14 protein-coding genes are annotated in these 19,918 nt (G+C 50.8%); all 14 read right to left on the bottom strand.

The window, feature by feature from the left end; genetic code table 11:
- Positions 1-200: 200 nt before the first annotated feature.
- A complete protein-coding gene (locus BM412_RS19655) occupies positions 201-2,027 on the bottom strand; it encodes a cache domain-containing sensor histidine kinase (protein ID WP_091222113.1) in 1,827 nt (608 codons plus the stop codon).
- The gene (locus tag BM412_RS19660) at positions 2,008-3,642 is read right to left on the bottom strand and encodes a response regulator transcription factor (RefSeq protein ID WP_143111663.1); all 1,635 of its coding nucleotides are present in this window, start codon (positions 3,640-3,642) and stop codon (positions 2,008-2,010) included. Before BM412_RS19660 ends, BM412_RS19655 begins: the two co-directional genes overlap by 20 nt.
- A 132-nt stretch (positions 3,643-3,774) precedes the next feature.
- Positions 3,775-4,884 (bottom strand): nucleotidyltransferase domain-containing protein, encoded by a 1,110-nt coding sequence (locus BM412_RS19665; RefSeq protein ID WP_091222118.1) that lies wholly within the window; start codon positions 4,882-4,884, stop codon positions 3,775-3,777.
- A gap of 16 nt (positions 4,885-4,900) precedes the next feature.
- Positions 4,901-5,839: a GNAT family N-acetyltransferase gene (locus BM412_RS19670; protein ID WP_091222121.1), complete on the bottom strand. Its 939-nt coding sequence runs from the start codon at positions 5,837-5,839 to the stop codon at positions 4,901-4,903.
- Positions 5,840-6,239: 400 nt separating this feature from the next.
- Positions 6,240-7,628 carry an ABC transporter substrate-binding protein gene (locus BM412_RS19675; protein ID WP_256256459.1) on the bottom strand — a complete coding sequence of 463 codons (1,389 nt, stop codon included), beginning with the start codon at positions 7,626-7,628 and terminating at the stop codon, positions 6,240-6,242.
- Positions 7,625-9,505, bottom strand: coding sequence for a cache domain-containing sensor histidine kinase (locus BM412_RS19680; RefSeq protein WP_091222123.1), 1,881 nt, complete (start codon positions 9,503-9,505; stop codon positions 7,625-7,627). Before BM412_RS19680 ends, BM412_RS19675 begins: the two co-directional genes overlap by 4 nt.
- A gap of 614 nt (positions 9,506-10,119) precedes the next feature.
- A complete protein-coding gene (locus BM412_RS19685; protein WP_091222126.1) occupies positions 10,120-10,851 on the bottom strand; it encodes a nucleoside phosphorylase in 732 nt (243 codons plus the stop codon).
- Entirely contained in the window at positions 10,851-11,525 is a 675-nt protein-coding gene (locus BM412_RS19690) for a sulfite oxidase-like oxidoreductase (protein WP_091222129.1), read from the bottom strand. Before BM412_RS19690 ends, BM412_RS19685 begins: the two co-directional genes overlap by 1 nt.
- Before the next feature lie 36 nt (positions 11,526-11,561).
- Complete coding sequence (locus tag BM412_RS19695) at positions 11,562-12,485, bottom strand: ABC transporter permease (RefSeq protein ID WP_091222131.1); 924 nt, start codon at positions 12,483-12,485, stop codon at positions 11,562-11,564.
- Entirely contained in the window at positions 12,469-13,539 is a 1,071-nt protein-coding gene (locus BM412_RS19700; RefSeq protein ID WP_256256460.1) for an ABC transporter permease, read from the bottom strand. Before BM412_RS19700 ends, BM412_RS19695 begins: the two co-directional genes overlap by 17 nt.
- On the bottom strand, positions 13,536-15,032 hold the full coding sequence (locus BM412_RS19705) for an ABC transporter ATP-binding protein (protein WP_091222134.1): 1,497 nt from the start codon (positions 15,030-15,032) through the stop codon (positions 13,536-13,538). The genes BM412_RS19700 and BM412_RS19705 overlap by 4 nt, the downstream gene beginning before the upstream one ends.
- A 76-nt stretch (positions 15,033-15,108) precedes the next feature.
- Positions 15,109-16,161, bottom strand: coding sequence for a BMP family lipoprotein (locus BM412_RS19710; RefSeq protein ID WP_091222136.1), 1,053 nt, complete (start codon positions 16,159-16,161; stop codon positions 15,109-15,111).
- A 286-nt stretch (positions 16,162-16,447) separates the two neighbouring features.
- Entirely contained in the window at positions 16,448-17,050 is a 603-nt protein-coding gene (locus tag BM412_RS19715) for a sigma-70 family RNA polymerase sigma factor (protein ID WP_091222139.1), read from the bottom strand.
- 107 nt (positions 17,051-17,157) lie between these two features.
- Positions 17,158-19,917, bottom strand: a complete 2,760-nt coding sequence (locus BM412_RS19720) for a discoidin domain-containing protein (protein WP_177245945.1) — start codon at positions 19,915-19,917, stop codon at positions 17,158-17,160.
- Position 19,918: the final 1 nt, after the last annotated feature.

Consider the following 19,918-nt stretch of genomic DNA (forward strand, 5'->3'; position numbering starts at 1 on the left):
TTACTCATTTGATAAATTAACTATACAAGGGCAGGAATCGAGCTTGAATAGCGGATTTAACGGATTTATGGTAATATTTGATCCGCTTTGGAGGCAGCAGAGGGCAAGTTGAACATTTTTACGATAAAATTGCATAATTGTTAGAAAACATTAAAAAACAGCGGTTCGACAGATTCCCGACCGCTGTTTATGTCATGCCGCTATGATCCCATCGACTTGGGCAGTCTGATGGTAACCTCTGTTCCTTCTCCTTCGCTGCTGTCTATGGCAATCCCGTACTTCTCGCCAAAGTTGAGCATGATCCTCCGGTTGACATTGCGCAGCCCAATCCCGGCCACTTTCTCCTTCTCGCGATTGAAGATCGGCCGATGCAGACCGTTCTTGATGCCGGCCAGCTTCTCCGGCGTAATCCCTATTCCATTATCCGAGACATGGACAACCAGTTCGTCTCTGATTTCTTCCATCTGAATGACGATATCGATTCGGCTGACCTGCTTAGTCAATCCGTGCACAACCGAGTTCTCGATAATCGGCTGCAAAATAAACTTGATGATTGGATCGTCCATCAGATGCTCCGGGATATCGAACCGATAGCTGATTTTGTTATTAAACCGCCAGTTCATTATTTTCATGTAGTTCTCAAGGTAGCTCATTTCTTCTCTGACGGCGCACATCGGCTCGTTGCTGCTGTAGAGCGGGTGCAAAATATTCCCTAAGGCAACGACGCTGTCGACGATGTTGTCCGCTTTGTTGATCATTGCCATCCACTTGATCATGTTCAGCGTGTTATATAAAAAATGAGGATTGATCTGATTTTGCAGCGCTTCAATCTCCAGCTCCTTCTTCTCGCGTTCCACCTCGGTATTCTTCGTCACGAGCTCTTGAATGTTGAGCGACATCTCGTTGAATCGCATAATAACAAGTCCCAGCTCATTCTTAGGGATATTCGGCAGCGTGATCCCCAGATTCCCCTTGCCCATATCCTTCATCTTCCGCGCCAGACCGCTCAGCGGGTTCGTAATTCTTCGCATGGAGAATACAAAGACGACAACGATCAGAATTAAGCTGATGACAAACACGAAGATTACGACTTGCTGCAGTTCAATAACATCGCTTTGCAGCAGTTCCAATGGGAATTCCCTGATCACATACCAGCCTGTCTCTTGGATGCGATAGTAGACCACCATCTTCTTGGTCTGCCCTTCCGTAATGTTGATGCTCTTGAAATCGACGCCGGGTTCCGGCTTGAATAACGCTTTCTGGCCGAGATCCTTATTCCGCGTGCTGGAGATGATCATTCCGCTGGCATCCATGATATACATATAATCGTCAGGCGAGCTGATGAACTTGGAGTAAGTTGAGCGCAGCTCCCGTTCGTCAATGTTGAGCACAACGACCGAGGACAGCTTGGATTCCAGCAGCGCACGCGCGCCCATCACGAAGCTGACGACATAGCCGGGATCCTTCGTATCTTCGACAATATCGTAGTACCAATTCTCCGTAATGCCGCCGTACCAGACCGGATTCGGGTACGTTTGCAGCGCTTGGTCGTACAGACCGGACGTGATGAGCTTGTGCTCGTTCCCATGGCTGTTGACGACGCTCCTCGTCTTGCTGCTGCCGATGATGCTGTTTTTCGTGAAGACATAGATAGAATTGAGGCTGTTATTATAGCTGTTTGTAAAATCGCTGATTTTCTTAAATACATTTTGCTGCCTTTCGATCGATTCGTAGGTGGACTCGATATTGTCCGCTTTCAGAAATTCCTGAACCTCCGAATCGACCAAGAAGATGCGATAGATTTTCTCGACCTCATTTTGCAGCGTCTGAATATTGTATTCGGATTGCTTAAACTGCTCGTAGATGTACTTCTCGCTTCGCTTCTGCAGAATATGAATCGACGAATTGTAGACGAGATAAGAACCAAGAAGCATGACGATCATCCAGATCGCAACGAAGTAGACAAGCAGCTCAAACCCGATACTGCGAAAAAAGCCCCTTCTGCTCTTACTGATCGATAATTTCACTCTCCGGTTCCTCCGCCTGCTCCACAAGCCATTGTTTTCGATATTCACCTGTCGTCATGCCGGTTACTTTCTTGAAGATTTTGCAGAAGTAGGTGTTTTCTTTGAAGCCGACGCTTTCGGCAATTTCATAGGACTTTAAGTAGGAATCCAGCAGCAGCTCTTTCGCTTTCTCGATTCGAATCTCGTTCAAGTAATCGACGAAGTTAATATTCATCTCTTTCTTGAACAGGCTGCTCAGGTAACTCGGGCTTAAATTCACGTGGGCAGAAGCTTGCTGAAGGGACAGATCGCTGCTGTAATGGGTCTCCATATAATCTAGCGCCAGCCTAACTTCCTTGCTGACCACTTTCCTCTTTCTCTTGGCCGCTGCGATCCGCGAGAGAAAGTCATATAAGCTCCGATGAATCTCATCCAGCGTTTCGCTTTGCCGAATCGATTGAATGACAGCCAGAATGACCTGCTCGCTGCCTTCCTCTTGGAATTTCAAGCTGTTCACCGTCCACTGGACAAGGTGACAGAATTTCTCCAGCACTTCTGCCCTAAAGTGAGAGGGCTCTCTCATAATAGAGCGGAAGCGGTCGCCGTATTCTTGAAGGAAAGCCGGTGCCATGCCCGGTACTCGCTCGCACATGTTCAATATTTCTTCTGTTTTCTCATTCGTTACCGTGCGTCTGTCAAAATCAACAAATCGACCATAGATCCCTGTACCGCCGAAGAACTTGTCTTCCAGTGCATTCAGGGCTTGGTCATACATGCTCCGCAGCGATGCATAACCGGATCGAATTTCGCTTACACCGAAGGAGACGGTTGCATTGAAGTAGGTTTTGAAAGGGGTTTCAATTTCCTTTAGCATTTGCAGTACTTCTTCGCGGATGATGCGCTCCTCAGTCATCTTGTTGTAGCAGAAGATAAGGATATACTTGGCGCCGTCATCGCAGAAAGCTTCGCCATTGCGGAAATTAACAAACATCTCGTCCAGCACGTTCAGCATCGTATGCTTGACCAATTGGCCGTTCGTATCTTTGAACAGCTTTTTGATTTTGGCAAAATGATCCATTTCAAGCACGCACATGATCATGCGTTCCGATTCCAGATGGAAGTCATATTGTGCAACCAACGCTTCGAATTCGCGTTCCGAATAACCGTTGCAGAGAATATAGTCTTTCATGATCTTTTCTTTGATCACGTGCCGATTCGCATCGCTGATTTTGGGGAGCGACGGCTGCCGGCTCTCGTCGGACGACAGCTCTTGCTGCATTTTGCTCAGAATCACATGGATTTGATCGATCGTCATGGTGAGCTTAAGAATATAATCGGACACGCCTAACTGAAGTGCCTGCCTGACGAGGTCAAACTCCTCCATACAGGTAAGGATGACAATTTTGGTGGTTTTGTCTTTCTCCCTAATTCGGGTGATCAGATCCATGCCGCTCATGCCTGGCATTTTCAAATCCGTAATGATCAAGTCAGGTTTCTCTTTCTCGTAAATCTCGAGCGCAGACTCCCCGTCGGCCACATCTGCAACGACACACATGCCAAAGCGGGTCCAGTCGATCGCGTTCTTCAGTCCCATTCTGACTAACATCTCATCTTCGACGATCATGACTCCGTACAAAATGACCCCTGCCCTCTAGTGTGGAATATGCCCCGGTACAACTTTAAGCTATATTCTATGCCCCCGATGCATACCTGTAAAGCAATAAAGCATGCCGATTGTGGCATGCTTATCGTTCGTTGGACGAGTTATCTAAACTCGCTCATTCAGGAATTGTTCAAACTGAGCGAGATCGTTGAAGCGGTTAATCGCTACCCCTTTGGACTGAAGGTACAGCTCGAGAAGCTGATCCAACCGCACGACAGCTTCATGAAGCGGGACTAGATTAAGCGGGTCCAGAAGCGCCGGTAAGTCGGGTAAGCCTGCTTCGTGATAGAAGGAGTGATAGGTTGCGCCAGCCTCCAATGAACCAGGCCAAAGCCCCGTTTCGAAATAGCAGAGAAACGCAGCGACTTCATCCTGGACGCCGATTGACCAGTAGGAAGCCGTGGTATAATCGTTCTTCTCGCACGCCGTACGGATTTTATCGAAGATCCCCTTTACCTCTTCATAGAATCCCTTCGCCCGATCCGGATAGGAAGGGCCGCTTGCGTGCGTCTTACGCTGCTCCATTACTATGGCAACTGTATCCACTGTTAGCTGCTCGCAGGTTTTCCTAATTTCTCTGCATGAGCTGGCCCTCAATATTGTTTCGATCTGTTCCTCCAATCGAGCCGGTCGCAATGGGAAATTCAGCAGCTGCTCGCGATTCTTCCCCCAGCCCCTTGTCATATACGTTCGATTGAGTAGAGCCAACGTGTATACCAGCTTATTTAACACACCATGTGCCTCGGTCCGGCAGCCGGAAATGTCGTCCTCCTGCAGCAGACTCATTTTATAGAGATGCACATAAACCTCGCGCAGCTGAGATTCAGCCTTTGCGATAAACGTCTGTGCCTGCTCAGGGAGCTCGGCGATAGTTTTGCGCAGTTGCAGAAAGCGCGCTCGGTCCTCCTCGGATCGTACATACAGGATTTCGCAATCGGCGATAATCGTCGTGTTCTGCTCTTCGAATTTCGCCATTCGTTCCGCGCGTTCCCAGCTAATTGGCCAGAAATCAAAGCTGATATCATGAAGCACAAACTGAACGCTGGCCTCGCTGCCTCGCTCCGAGGCGGGAATAAAGAAGAAATCCAAGTCCGATCGGGGCGTTGCCGTCCCTTGTGCGTACGATCCGTAATAGGCAATAAGTGCAACATCCTCTGAGTAACGCTCTTGTATGTGCGTGACCAGCGATTGTGCAACATCGAATACATTGAGCATGGTATAGCCTCCTTCGTTATGGTTGGGATTCGGTCGTTCCGGGAAGTGCAGGAATATGACAAGTTTGAACTTCCAGGGGACCTGTGATGAAACCAAGCTGATGATAAACAGACTCCGCATCGTTGCCTTGCATCACATATAGGCGAAGAAGAGGGTAATCTTGCTGCTTTAATGCCGTCAGTGCACGTCGAAGCATCTTCGTTGCGATCCCTTGGCCTTGATGCGATGGAGCAACCACGATGTTATAGACCGCCGGCATTTCGTCTTGTGACGAGATCAGGCAGAGACCGACTAACTGCGATGCTGCGCGATCATAGACTAGGCTCGAAGCCCTCAGCAATCGTTCATTCGTTTGCCCGGGATAATGCTCCATCCAAGAATCATAATCTTCGCGTGAGGTCTGCTTTCTTCGCACGCCGTCTATTGTTTCCCGATAGGTTCTGTAAGAGAGCTCATTAATTGCTTCCGCGTCCCTGGTTAATTGAGGCGAAGTTACCTCCAGCGTTTCGTCCCATTCGGTCGCCAACACTTCGGTCGGTCGCTGCATCCAGCGGCATCTGAATTCCCCCGGCCAGAAGCCTTCTCTGGCAAAAAGATCGATTTGATTCGGTAAAATTTCGTAGGCCGTTATCGGTTTCGATCGATCTGACCATGACAGTAGTGCTTGCTTGAGTAATTTGAACACCTTCGTCTCCTCATGCAACGGCGGAATGAAGAATAGGCCAAAAATAATGTTAGGCGCAATTACAACCCCGCCAACCTTCGTATCCCCTTTAGTAATCCAGAATTTCCTTCGACCGTTGTCCATCGTCAAGCCTTGGTCTTTAAAGAAACCGTTATATTCCATGTTGTAATAGACGGAATAATAGATTCCCCAATCTTTCGTATCCGCTTGCTCTAAATAGTAATGCTCATCCAGTTGAAACCTTGGTACGTCTGCGGACCATTCGATCATGTTAATCCTCCCGGTTATGAAATCTAGTTTGGGTAACGTAAAGCGCGGAACAGAAACGACAAAAAGCCGTGAATGAATATTGCTCATTCACGGCTTCTCGAATATAGACAGCCCTAACCAGAGGCAAATAACGTCTCTCGCCAGAACGATCCACAAGGAGCGGTGATGATCAATAGGTCCGATCTAGGCAACCACGAACGACCGCACAGCAAATCTAACCTCACTCTGCAGGAGGTTAGCCACCACGCTCGTTCATGATTATTCAGTTCGCTATGAAGCGATAACTGCTGCCTTGGAACCTATGCCATCAACAACGCCCTAATCCCACCATTCCTTTAAGTTACCCCCATTATAGTAAACGAGGGAAAATATTACAATTTATTTATTGGCGAGACTGCTGCTACTTCTTCTTATCCGATACTGCAGCAGCTGCATTGTTCGCCGATTGCTCATACGACTGCTTCTGATTCGACGCTTCCAAACCAAGAACAAGTTTACGCGCTTCCGCCCATCTCACATTGTAGTTCTGGAAGGAAGTCTTCAGATCCGGCGCTGCAATCCACTCCTGGATGTAGTCCCCGGACCAGAAAGCCATCTGCGCCTTCGCCGAGATATTCAAGAAATCGTCGCTCGGCGGCTGACGTTCGACAAACGTCGGATCGAAGGTGAGAAACTGCCGAATTTGCGGCAGTTGAGACGTCTTCGTCGTATCTACCGGCAGGAACCCGGAATCGTCCACATAACCCGACTCCTTCACGAAGAAGTTCACCCACGCCTCGGCAAGCTCTTTATTTTCGCTGAATTTGCTAACGCCTAGGAACCAATCCGGGCTAAGCGGCGCATACCGCTTCGGCGTATTATCATACGGGAATGGGAAAAAACCGAGATCCTCAGCGCTTCCGCCAGCTGCAATAACTTGATTGATGACCCAATTGCCCAGGAAATACATGCCCGCATTTCCTTTAGCCACCTCGCCTTTGGACAACTCCCAGTTGTTTGTGAACAAGTCCTTCTCGACGTAGCCTTTATTGATTAGTGTTTTGACAATCGTAATCGTCTGCCCCCATGGATTCTCCTTGGTGAACGGCTGATCGGATGCTGTCATCTGATTCAAGTAATTCGCATTCCCGGTCATGTAGCTGACTAAATTCTCACCCCAGGAGGACATTGGCCACTGCGCGCCATAGTTCAAATAGATCGGTACGATGCCTACCCGTTTCAGCTTGGCGCACGCCGCGTAGAACTCCTCGAGTGTCGCAGGTACCTTCGTAATGCCGGCTCTCAGAAAGGCCGTTTTGTTGTACACAATCCCGTCGGTTGAAGCACCCGTTGCAATCCCATACCGTTCACCGCGATAGGACTTAAAATCAGCAAACCGCGTGTGCTCGAAGAGACTGTCATTCAGCGGCTCAAAATAATTGATCAAATCCTCATTTGGCAGATTGTTCGGCAGCAGCAGCACATCGCCTAAGCTCCGCGTCGACAGTCTGACGATAATGTCGCTGGCATAATTGGTCAACCCTTCAAACTCAACATGCGCACCGGGGTGTTTGGCTTCAAATTTGTCCGCGTATTTCTGAAAGACACCGTTCTCCACAAGGTCGATCCGATTGGTCAGCACCGTAAGTTGTTTCTGTTCCTCGGTATTCTCCTCCTTCTGGCTCGGAGAAGGCGAAGGGATCTTGTCTGTGGTTTGGAGGGATGCACAGCTTGTCAGCATGGAGCTGCAGAGCGCAGCAGCTGCCAAGGTGTAAATGATACGTTTGGATGTTAGCACAGGCATCTTCATTCCTTCTCTCCTCCCACGATAGGCAGCTGCAGCATCACTTGTGTCCCCATGCCGGGCTGACTCGTCACCTGAATACCGTAGTTTGCACCGTAATGCAATTTAATGCGTTCATTTACATTCCGCAGTCCAATTCCGGTTCGATACGAATCCGAATCATTGCCCTCTTGTGAAAGCACGCCGTTCAAAGTACCATTCAACCGCTCCAGTGTCTTCTCGTCCATCCCGATTCCATCGTCGGTAAGCTGAACGAAGACAGCCTGCTCCGTCTTCCATGCCGATGCTTCAATGACCATCTTCGGTTTGTTATCGTCCATGCCGTGATAGATCGCGTTCTCAACAATCGGCTGAAGCACCAGCTTAATCAGCGAATAGTTCAGCAGCTCATCCGGTGCGTTTACCTTCAGCTCGAATCGGCCCGGGTAACGGTAATTCAGAATGTCTACGTAGTATCGGATATGATTAATCTCGCTGCCAAGTATGACTTCTTCATTGAGATCGCTGATGCTGTAACGCAGCAGCTTCCCGAGAATCGCCAGCATATCTGCTGCATCCGTATCATCATTGAGCTCCGCGGCCATCCGAATCGACTCCAGGGTGTTGTACATGAAATGCGGATTGATCTGGCTTTGCAGCGCATGCAGCTCCGCTTCCTTCTTCTTCGTTTCCATCAAGTAGATATCTCGAATGAGATCATCGATGCGCAGAATCATTCGGTTGAATTGATTGCCGAGCTGTCCGATTTCATCCCGGTGCTTGACTTGGAATTGCACGCTAAAATCGCCTTCTTGCACCTTCCTCATCAGCTTCATCATTTTCCGCAGCGGCTTCGTCAGCGCGAAAGAGAAGAAAATCGAGATCAGCAGCGCGATGCCGATCGTCAGAAACGTAAGAATCCATGTCACGTTGCGGATAACAGCCGTATTGCGCGTCAGCTCCTTCACCGGGATGGACGTAATTACCTTCCAATCCGTATGCGGGGAAGTGGTAAAGATGTAGAGATGTCTCTCACCATTTTCCTCCAGATAGAAGCTCCCCTTCTCCCCTTGCGCCATCTTCACCATCGGCATGTCGCTGACATTCGTGGCCAACAGCTTCTTATCGCTGTCATAGATCACATTGCCTTGCGTATCGAATATGAACGACTTGCCATGCGTGACCCCATCGAATTTGACGATTTGATCCTCGATCACGTTAATGTTGGCATCCACGGCGATAAGGCCGATATCATGCAGCGATTTGTCGATGATTTTGCGGACGACGGTAAACGCATAGCGGGTGCTCTTCAAATTACTCGTATATTTCTGCGTGCTGATCAGTAGCGCTTCCCCTTTGGAATCGGCCGCACGCTCCATCCAGTATTGATAGCTTTCCTTAATGTTCAAGCGGATGCCGCCGGACTTCGTCGAATAGTAACCGTTTCCATATTGATCGAAAATATAGACCGACGTAGCGCCCCGCTTGATCGTATTGATGAACGAAATATTCCCTTCAATGCCGCGCTGAATCGCCAGCAGCAAATCAAAATCCATCGGCGGCGTGCCGCTGTTCTCATCCGAAGAATATTGCGCGCGCTGCTCATGGTATTTCCCGGATTTGATCAGATTTTGCTTAATATCATCCTGATAGGCGGGAATGGATGAAATCCGGCTCATATCGTCGATGTAATCATCCACGCGGTCCATCATGTTGCCCAGCATCGTAGTGGAATAGGCGATGGTGTTCTGTTCGATCGAATCGGAATAATTGCGAAAGGAAACCGCCCCAATGAACGTAAGCGGCAATGTAATCAGCACCAGGAAAACAAGCAGCAGCTTGCGCTCCATCGGCATATCGCTAAATGCGGAGAATAGTTGTGAGAACCGCCTAATGGGATTCATGTATGCGCTGACCGCTCCTTCTGTTTCACATCTTGATGCACCGCCTCACTCAATATACCAGAGAGGGAAGGAAGCGGACAAACAAAAGATGAACAAGAGAAATGCCGCGCGGAACGTGTGCTCAAGGTGGATCTGCATACCCGGTAACCGGCTACTTCAGTGGAGACCCAGCCAGCAGGTGCTGCCAAGGCTAACTGTTGCTGCCACGATATCGCTCTAACGAATCGTGGTGGTCTAATTTGGGGGAAAATGACCATTTTTCAATTCTAACGAATCGTAGCGGTCTTATTTAGGGAAAACGGGGCAGAATGAGGCGGTTTGAGACCAAATAAGACCTGTAGGATTCGTTAGATTTTCAAAACGAGCCATTTGGTTGAAATAAGACCTCTGTGATTCGTTAGCGTAAACACGACCGCTTTTTCCCCTCTTCTCCGCGATATCTGCTGAGCGGGGATCAACGTCGAGGTCTACTGGGGGATCTTCCGCGAAGCTTGCGGGTGAAATCACCATCGAAGCCTGCCCGGGATCACCAGTGAACACATCGCACGCGACGCGCGGGCAGCAAAAAAGCCGTCTCAAAAGTCGCACAGCGACCTTTTGAGACGGCTTCCGTCTTACTTCTGCCCCGCCAGCATCACAACGGCGCGCAGCGCCGCGGCGATCTCTCGCTCGACGGCATCCGCTACCACGTTCGTGTGCGGGTCGTACACTTCCGCGAGGTCGGCGTCAGCGTAGCCGTCCAGCGCAACGATGGCGCCGGCACGCGCGCCGCGAAGCGTCGCGACGACATACAGCGCCGCGATCTCCATCTCCACGGCGAGCGCACCGGCTTGCTTGTACTTGCGGTGCGGAATCTCTTCCACCCCGGTGAAGAACGCATCCAGCGAAACGGTGATGCCTTTCTTCACAATGCCTTCGCTCTCCTGTGCCGCGGCATACAGAGCGCTGACAACATCGCTGTCGCCGACGGCAGGGAAGCCGTCCGGCACCAGCTGGCGAGTCAGTCCCTCTGCACGCACCGCAGCGGTACTGACGATGAGGCTGCCCGCAGGATGGTCAGCCGAATACGAACCGGCTGTGCCTACGCGGATCAGCGTCTTCACGCCTGCGCGGATCAGCTCCTCGAAGCAGACCGCTGCTCCGGCGGAGCCCACGCCATGGCTTGTAACCAAGATACGTACACCGTCGATTTCACCGGCGAACGTCCGATATTCACGGCTAAATGCCAACTCTCTGGCAATGTCCAGCTTCTTTGAGATCAGCTCGGCGCGCTTGGGATCCCCGCATACAATCGCGTAATCCGCCGCATCCTCGCTATGAATTTGCAAGATAGGCATAAGTGTCATTAGTCGAAGTCCACATCTTTCCACAAATCTTCCGGGAGACCTAAATCTTCCCCGGAGAACCGTTCTTCACGGAAGGGGTCCGCGACGTTATGGAAGCCGTTCCGCTCCCAGAAACCCGGACGATCTTCTTTCATAAACTCAATCCCCGTAATCCACTTTGCACTCTTCCAGAAGTACAAATGCGGTACAACAAGGCGGAGCGGGTATCCATGCTTTGGCGTCAGCGGCTCTCCATCAAACAAGAAGGCGAGCAGCACATTGTCGTTCAGCATATCTTCGATCGGCAGGTTCGTTTCATAGTCATTATCCGCATGGATCATGACATAGCGCGCTTCCGGCTTCACGCCGAGCAATGGCAGCAAGTCCTTGAACAGAATGCCATCCCATGTCGTATCGAACTTCGACCAACGCGTCACGCAGTGAATATCGCACAGCACTTGAGATTGCTTCATCGCTTGCAGCTGCTCCAGCGAGAATTCCATCTCTTTCTCCACTTCACCGAAGATCCGCAGCCTCCAGTCCGGCAGCGAATAATTCGGCACTTCCCCTTCGTGCAAGATCGGGAAGCGCTCAGTCAGCGCTTGGCCCGGCGGCAGACGATGCGCCAGCGCAGCATCTACTTCCACTTGCGTGATCGGTTTCGCTTTCTTCAAGCGTTCTGCTTTCTTGTTCACTTGATAACCTCCTTGAGCCTCAGCCATTCGATTTCATTAACGGGAGCTTTCATTCGCTTTGCGCGCTTCCGCAAGATAGCTCTTATCCTTGAAGAAGAACATCATCACAAGCGTCACCACATAAGGCAGCATCATTGTAAAATGAGTCGGCAGCGCCAAGCCCTGCAGCCGAATGCTGATCGCATCCATAAAGCCGAACAGCAAGCTGGATGCACCAACGCCAATCGGATTCGATTGACCGAGCATCGTCGCCACAAGCGCGATAAACCCTCGGCCAGCCGTCATATTTTCCGTGAACATCGTCACTTGTCCAAGCGACAGCTGTGCGCCGGCTAATCCGCATAGTATGCCGCAAATCAGGACAGCGCCGTATTGAATCCGTTTGGACTTGATGCCAATGCTGCGCGCAGCAACCGGATTCTCGCCGACAGCCAGCAATCTAAAGCCGGATACCATTCTGAACAAGAAATATTGAAAAACAAAAACAAGCAGGAATGCAGCATACACGAGCGGCGAATGACCGGATAGAACGTCACCGAGCCATGGTATATCTTTAATTAAGGGTATGTCCACGGCCGGCAAACCTTGCATGTTCTTATCGTAGTAAGCGCCTTTCACATTGAAGATTGCGCGCAGACTGAACGAGGTTAAGCCCAGCGCCAAGAAATTCAGCGATATCCCGACGATGATGACATTGGCCTTAAGCTGAATGCTTAAATAAGCAAATATCATCGAGAACAGCATGACGCATACGACCGCAAAAGCAACAGCCAGCCATACATTGCCCGTCAAGTAATTACCGACGATTGCGAAGAAAGCGCCGAACAGCACGAGCCCTTCCAAACCTACATTAAACAATCCAACGCGCGAGCAAATCGCGCCGCCGAGTGCGGCAAGCAGAATGGGGGTTACCATTCGCAGGGCAGAATTAAACAGTGAAGCATCAAGCAATTGTTCCACCTTGAGCCCTCGCTTTCCTGCGTTTTAAGAAGCCGTAGCTTAATTTAGCTGATACGAAGAGGATCAGCGTAGCTTGGATGACGCTTGCAATCTCAAGCGGCACCTCCGTATTGCGCTCTACGCCCATACCTCCGGTTTGCAAGGCAGCGAGCAATAACGCTGCGAAAGCCGTGCCGAGCGGATGCGAGCCCGCGAGCAGCGTCGCCATAATCCCCGACCAGGCATACCCCGGCGTAGACAATGAACCGTCCAAATAGCGGTATTGCGTGCCGAGAACTTCTACTGCACCGGCCAAACCTGCAAAGCCGCCGCTGGCAATCATGCTGTAGAGCATCAGCTTGCCGCGCTGCACGCCGCCATAAGCAGCGAACAGCGGATTGTTGCCAAGCATGCGCGTCTCGTAGCCGCTCACCGTATATTTCATGTACAGATACAGCAGTACCGCGCCGAGAATCGCAATAATAAATCCGGCATGAAGACTCATGCCTTGAAACAATTTAGGAAGCCAGACGCTCTGATCAATCATCTTCGTTTGCGACATCGCCGCCGAGCCGGACGTATCCTTAAGCGGATATGCCACCAAATAACCGGCAAACAAGGAAGCAATATAGTTGAGCAGCAGCGTCGTTATTAGCAAATTCATGCGGAATTTCGCATCCATCCAACCGGCAAAAGCAGACCAAATCCCGCCTGCCAGGATACCGGCAACCAGTGCCATGATAAGCTTGTACCAGCCGGGACCCGGAACATATAGAGCGATCAATGCCGCACTAAGCCCGCCAAGAATCATTTGTCCTTCTGCGCCGAGGTTGAAGAACCCCGCCCGGAAGGCAAGCGACGCGCCAAGTCCGACCAAGATAATCGGCGTGGCGCGGGACAGCGTATTCGTTACAAAGTAGAAGCTTCCGAATGCACCTTTCCACATCTCCGAGTAGGTCTCCATAATGGATCCGCCAACAAGCGAGATGGCAATGGCACCGATCAGCAAGCCAAGTATGACAGCAATCACCGGCTGGAAGAGCGAGCCTGCAAATTGGGTGAGTTTACTTTTCAAGCCTGCTTACCTCCCGCCATCAATAAACTAATCCGTTCTTCTGTCGCTTCCTCTGCAGTCAGCTCGCCAACGATCCGGCCCTCATTCATGACCAGGATACGGTCAGACAGCTTCAGAATCTCCGTCAGCTCCGACGAAACGAGCAGAATAGCGCCTTTCTCATTCCGTTTCTTAATCAGCTCGCCATGGATAATCTCCATCGCTCCGACATCGACGCCGCGCGTTGGCTCTGCGGCGATAAGAAACGGCGTACCTTGTGCCAGCTCTCTGGCTACGATCAGCTTCTGCAGGTTACCGCCCGAGAGAAACTGCGCTTTCGTGTCCGACGAACCGGTCTTAATCTCAAACTGTTTGATCCAGCCTTCCACCATGGAGCGAATACTCCGTCCACGCAGAATGCCGTAGCGCTGCTCTCTGCGAGCATGTCCCATTACGCCGTTCTCAACGACGGTCGCGTCCTTTGCCGCTCCCCATTGATAGCGATCTTCCGGGATATGCGCAAGTCCAAGCTCCCGAATCTTCCGAACCGGAGCTCCGGTAATTTCCTTGCCTGCGAGCATCACTTGACCGCTGCCGATATCCACGAGTCCCGCGATCGCCCCGATCAGCTCCGATTGACCGTTGCCGGAAATCCCGGCAATGCCGACGATTTCGCCTGCTCTGACCGATAGATTGACATCATTGACAAGCGGCTTCCCTTTATCGCCATTGACCGTAAGCGACTTTACTTCAAGCACAGCCGCGCCAAGATCCGGCTCAGTGCGGGTCATTTCCACCAAATCGCGGCCAACCATCAGCCTTGAAATCTGTTCAACGCTGGTATGCTTGGCATCGACCACACCGGTCACACGGCCATCGCGAAGCACCGTAATCCGGTCCGCAACATCCATGATCTCTTGCAGCTTGTGGCTGATGATGATGAAGCTTTTCCCTTGTGCCGCAAGCCGTTTAATCGATATGAGCAGTTCCTTCACTTCAAGCGGCGTCAGTACGCCTGTCGGTTCATCCAGAATAATAATGTCCGCACCTTGATGAAGCACCTTCAAAATTTCAACGCGCTGCTGAACGCCAAGCGAACAAGCCGAAGTTTTCTTACGGGGATCAACGGGCATCCCATACAAACGCGACAACTCTTCAACCTCGGCTATCGCTGCTTTGCGGTTAAAGCCGATTCCGGAGCTCGGCTCCCTGCCGATGACGATGTTCTCGGCTACCGTGAAGGAGGGAAACAGCATGAAATGCTGATGCACCATCCCAATTCCGCTGCGAATGGCATCCGATGGTGTGGAGAACGACTGCTCGGCGCCGTTAATCTGAATGGAGCCGCTGGTCGGTTTCTCCATGCCGTAGAGAATGCGCATAAGCGTAGTTTTGCCGGCGCCATTCTCGCCGACGAGCGCATGAATTTCACCTTTGTTCAGCGTAAAATGGATATCGGTATTGGCTTTTACAGGACCGTAAGCCTTCGTAATATTCTCCATGCTAAGCAACATTCGGCCGTTCTTCTCCTCTCATACCGTCTAAATAGGAAGAAACCGGCTGTATGATCATACAGCCGGCAGGGTGACATTATGGGTTCAGCGGGTTCTTAACAACCAGTTTACCGGATACGATATCATCTTTGATTGCTTTTACTTTATCAACGGTTGCTTGTCCGATGAACGGGTTCAGAGGAGATTGGCTGTCTCTTGTTACATAAGTAAGACCAACGCCGTCTTCCTTCAAACCGTAATCAACTGCTCCGTATGCAAAGTTGCCTTCTGCAAAAGATTTAACCGTTTCATATGCAACTGTGTCCGTACCTTTCAGCTGTGCAAGGACAACGTGCTCCGGGTCAACGCCGGTATTATCGATGTCTTGACCGGAAGTGTAGAAGCCTTTCTCTTTAGCAGCCTCGAACACGCCAAGGTCGCCTACAGCCGATGCGCCGGCAATGAAGTCAGCGCCTTTGGAGTATTGAAGCAATGCAAGCTCTTTCGCTTTCGCCGGATCCGTAAATCCGCCTACAAAGTTGATGAGCATTTCTGCATTAGGGTTCGTGTATTTCAAGCCTTGTGCAAAGCCTTCTGTATATTTCTTCAGCAGCGGCGCGTCGATTGCAACAACCATGCCGACTTTATTCGTTTTCGTGGAAAGACCTGCAGCTGCGCCCAAGAGGTACGATGCTTCGTACTCGCGGAATACAACGCTGCGTACATTCGGAAGGTCTACTACCGTGTCGATGATCGCGAACGGTTTGTCCGGATTCTCAGCAGCAACTTTCTTCAGTGCATCTTCCGCTTGGAAAGTAGCGGTAATGATCATATCGTAGTTCTCGGCAACCGTCGAACGAAGGTTCTGCTCGAATGCGGCAGGGTCGGTCGATTCGATCGTTTTTACTTCAACGTTAAACTCTTTGCCTGCTTTCTTGAAGCCCTCGTCCATTTGTACGAAGAAGGCGTTAACGCCGATTTTCTCGGGAAGAACAAGTGCGACTTTCTTCGTAGGAGCTTGTTCACTTGCATTACCCGAATTGCTCGTGTTCGTCGAGTTATCGGCCGTGTTGTTCTCTTTCTTGCCACATGCGACAAACAATGAAGACATTAAAATAAGTACTACAGCAAGCAGAATCCCTTTTTTCATCTGTTTCTCTCCTAGTCTTATGTGTAGTCTCTCTCTAAATTGCTATCAAAAATCGACAATTTTCGCGCAATCTGTATGGATATTATACCGCTATGTACCAGAATTGGCTATCCATAAATACGACTTTCTGATATGTAAATATTAAGTAATCCAGGCGAAAAGCAACCATAGTATCCCAGAAGTGGATGCCCGTTATACAAATGGTTCGTTTTCACACCTCTACCCCGCACCATACCAACAAAAAAAGCGTGCGAATGAGTCGTTCCATTCAGACACGCTTTATCGTTTAGAAGAAGCTAAACAACAGCAGAGAATAGATGAGAAGCGTCTTGCCCCAGCGTTTCTTCATAAAATCTTTCCCGCGATGGATGCGCGACTTCACTGTATTAACCGGTATATTATTCGCACGGCCGATATCCTCCATCGACATCTCCAGCACATAACGCTGATAGACAACGCTTCTATACTTATCAGGCAGTTTATCGATGAGCTCCGCCATCTTCGACGAAAGCTCGCGTTCGATCACTTCACCTTCCGGAGAGAGCGATGCATGCGGAATGACATCATGGAGAGAGAGCGCCTGATCGGACTGAGCTAAGACAGGCTGATCCAGCGGCAGTGGAGGGGTTTTGCGGCGGCGAAGAAGATCCAGACAAATGTTCTTCCCGATATGGAATATCCACGTCGAGAATCGTTTATTCTCATCAAAGCGGTTCAGGTTCAAATACACCTTCAGAAACGTTTCCTGAACGACATCCTCGGTATCCGTCTTGCTGCGAAGGATCCGATGCGCCATACGGGATAATTTATCCTTGTAGAGCTCGACCAATTTGTTAAAGGCCGTTTCATCGCCTTGCCTCGATAACATCACTAATTGCGCTTCATTCACGGCAATTCTCCTTTGCCACCCGTCATCCGTCTTATCTCTTATTATAACAGGAAAAAGAAGAAACGCATCTGTAAAAGCATGCGTTTTTGTGACGATATCTGACGATTTCACGGCCCATACACTTCAAATTCGGAAATTTGTGCCGCCGGCCAGCCCGTATTGCCCTCCACGACGAGCTTCACATAACGAGCGCTCACGGAATCCATCGCGATTTCAACCGTATTCTCCTTCGCAGGATCGAAGGTATAGGTGCTCAGCGCTTTAATATCGGTATAGCGCTCACCGTCTTCGCTGCCTTGCATCGCAATGGACTGATCGCGCGCTGCCCACGCATCTAGCGGCGGCAGCTTCAATACGATTCGCTTGATCTGCTTCGTGTCGCCCAGATCAACGGACAGAGATTGAGGAAATTTGTTCGAGACGCTTTCCCAATACGTGAATGGGTCGCCGTCTCCTGCCAACTTCGCGGTCAGCTCCGTATTCGTGTTCGTACTAGACTGAAGCTCATGCCCCTGCGCAAGATTCTCGAGCACCCTCACCTTCTTGAACGGCGAATCCTTAACCGGACTCACATTATCCGAAGGGGTAAGCGAGACATAAGCTGTTTTCTTGCCGCCTATGTCGGCAATGAAGTCAACCATCAGCCACTCTCCCGCTTCAGCTACAGGCAAATCGGCGATCTTCGTGCCATCTGCCTTGTAAGCAGCAGCAACAGCATGCGTCCAGCCTTTCATCGGCTTAATCCGCAGCGTTGTATCGGCACCGATTGGCTGATAGACGCGAATATCCTTCTTATCCCGAATCTCGGCCAAATAATGCTCGCCCGGATCAAGCTCGAAACCGTTATATCTCGCATAGCTGCCGGCCCGTACTTCTCCGGACACCGAAGCAATATCGAACCCGCCCGCTGTGAGCGTCGTCTGCTCATCCATCGCATAAGGTTTCTGGGAATCCCAGTTCGCCGTGACGATATGCGTCCCGAAATCCGTCCTCGTTGTAGTCGCATCAACTTCATCATATCGCTGAACGAGAGCATCTGCATAATCCGCGAGCACGTACTTCTGGAATACACCAATCAAGCTAATCCATGGATTCGTCGTTCCGGTGTACAAATCGCTGCTTAAGCTGTAGCCCATCGCCGCATTCCAGCGGAGCATATCCTTATTGTCCGTCATCGTCTCCGCAGCAAGGTCATGCTGATAGAGCAGCACCTTATCGCGCAGCAGCATGCCTGCAAGCGGATAGTAGTCTGTATAAGAAGCGGTATTTTTCCGGTAGCCAAGCAAATCCCACAAGTAGTTCGTGCCCATGAATCCGATGCTGTTATCAGCGAGGACGTCAATGCCGTCTTCGGTATACATGCGATGCTTGGAGGAGGCAAAATACTGCCGAACCCCTTCGAAATAGGCTGACCAGGCGTCGGTATCCGCAGGGCGTACGCCCCCGGCTACGAATGGAGCATTACGAATCCCCCACTGATCCTCGAAAATCCCATCCACGCCTGCATCAATCAGCTTCTGATGTTCCTCTGCAATCCGCTTCGTCACGAAGGGATGGTTTATGTTCATTACATAACCGCTGTGCTCGCCGTAATCTTCCTTAAGCAGCGTACCATTCGCCTGCTCCACGACGATGTCCTCCAGCTTCACGCCTTCGGGCAATGCCGCCAGCGTCGGAGAATGCACGCCCCACCAAGAAAAGTTCGTATACGGCACGACTTGATTGCCTTTGGCTTTCGCATCCTTAATGAAAGCTTCAAGAGCATCCTCGCCGCCCCACTTCGGATCGGCAGGCAAGAAATCCGGATAGTTCTCATCATGACCGCCGCTCTGAAAACCTACGAGATGCAGCATGCCGTTGTACGGCAAAGCATCCACATAGCTGCTCGTCAGCGTGCTCCACTTTTCTTTGCCCAATGCCGCGATATCCAGCTTCAAGAGCGGAAGCTCGGCTGTCTGCGCCTTCGCGCTGCCGAGTTTGTCACCCAGCGACTGATACCCCTCTATCCCGTTAAGCGTGCGATAGCTTGCGATGGAGTCGGGATAATCACCGCCGATTTCAAGCACTACCGTTGGACTTTGCCAGCTCGCTCCCGATTCCGTCCAAACGTTATATTGATGCACGAAAGCACTCTTGCCGGCATCATCCGGCTGATTCTTGAATCCAAGCTCTGTCGTCACGACCGGTTTGCCACCCGCATCCGCGCTCAAATCATAAAGCGCGACATTGCCGCCGGCTGTGCGCAGCGCCGTATACGTAGCAAACATAACGCCGGGATATTGCCCTGCATAAGCATTGTTATCCGTAAAGAAAGAAGGCTTCAGCTTCACGCCCGGCAGCATCGGAAGCAGTCCGTCAACCACATCGTCCGCCGCGAATTTCAGCTCATAGGGAAACCGAAACGACTGCAGCGTGTCATTCGTGCCGTTCTGCACTTCAGCGCGAAGCGCAATGCGATTGCTGTCGTCGAAGGTTGCCGTCACATCCACCGCAAGCTTGCCGCCGTAATGCAGCAGCAGCTCGGAACGTCCGCTCTTCCACTCATAGTCAAACTTTGCCGCACCTAAGCTGTTGATCGATGAATTGTCCTTCAGAAAAGCCCACCACAGCGCCCCTTTGCGGTTGCCTTGCATGACCTTGCTGCCTGTGGTCATGTCCTTGATGTAGGCGATTCCGCCGGTTTCCCGCTGAAAACCGATTTCATAGCTGGCATTGGCAAGCACCAGCAAGCCGGCTGTTTCCTTGAAGCTTACCGGGTGGGAGGTAAACAGATCTTTTCGGAGGGAGAGAAGGGACAGCAGCGCTACCATAAGTAGCGCTGCTGCGAGGAAGAGTCTTGTTCGGGATTCCGGTTTCCAGGCCTGCATC

This window comes from Paenibacillus sp. BC26, assembly GCF_900116125.1.
Taxonomy (GTDB): Bacteria; Bacillota; Bacilli; order Paenibacillales; family Paenibacillaceae; genus Paenibacillus_Z; species Paenibacillus_Z lignilyticus.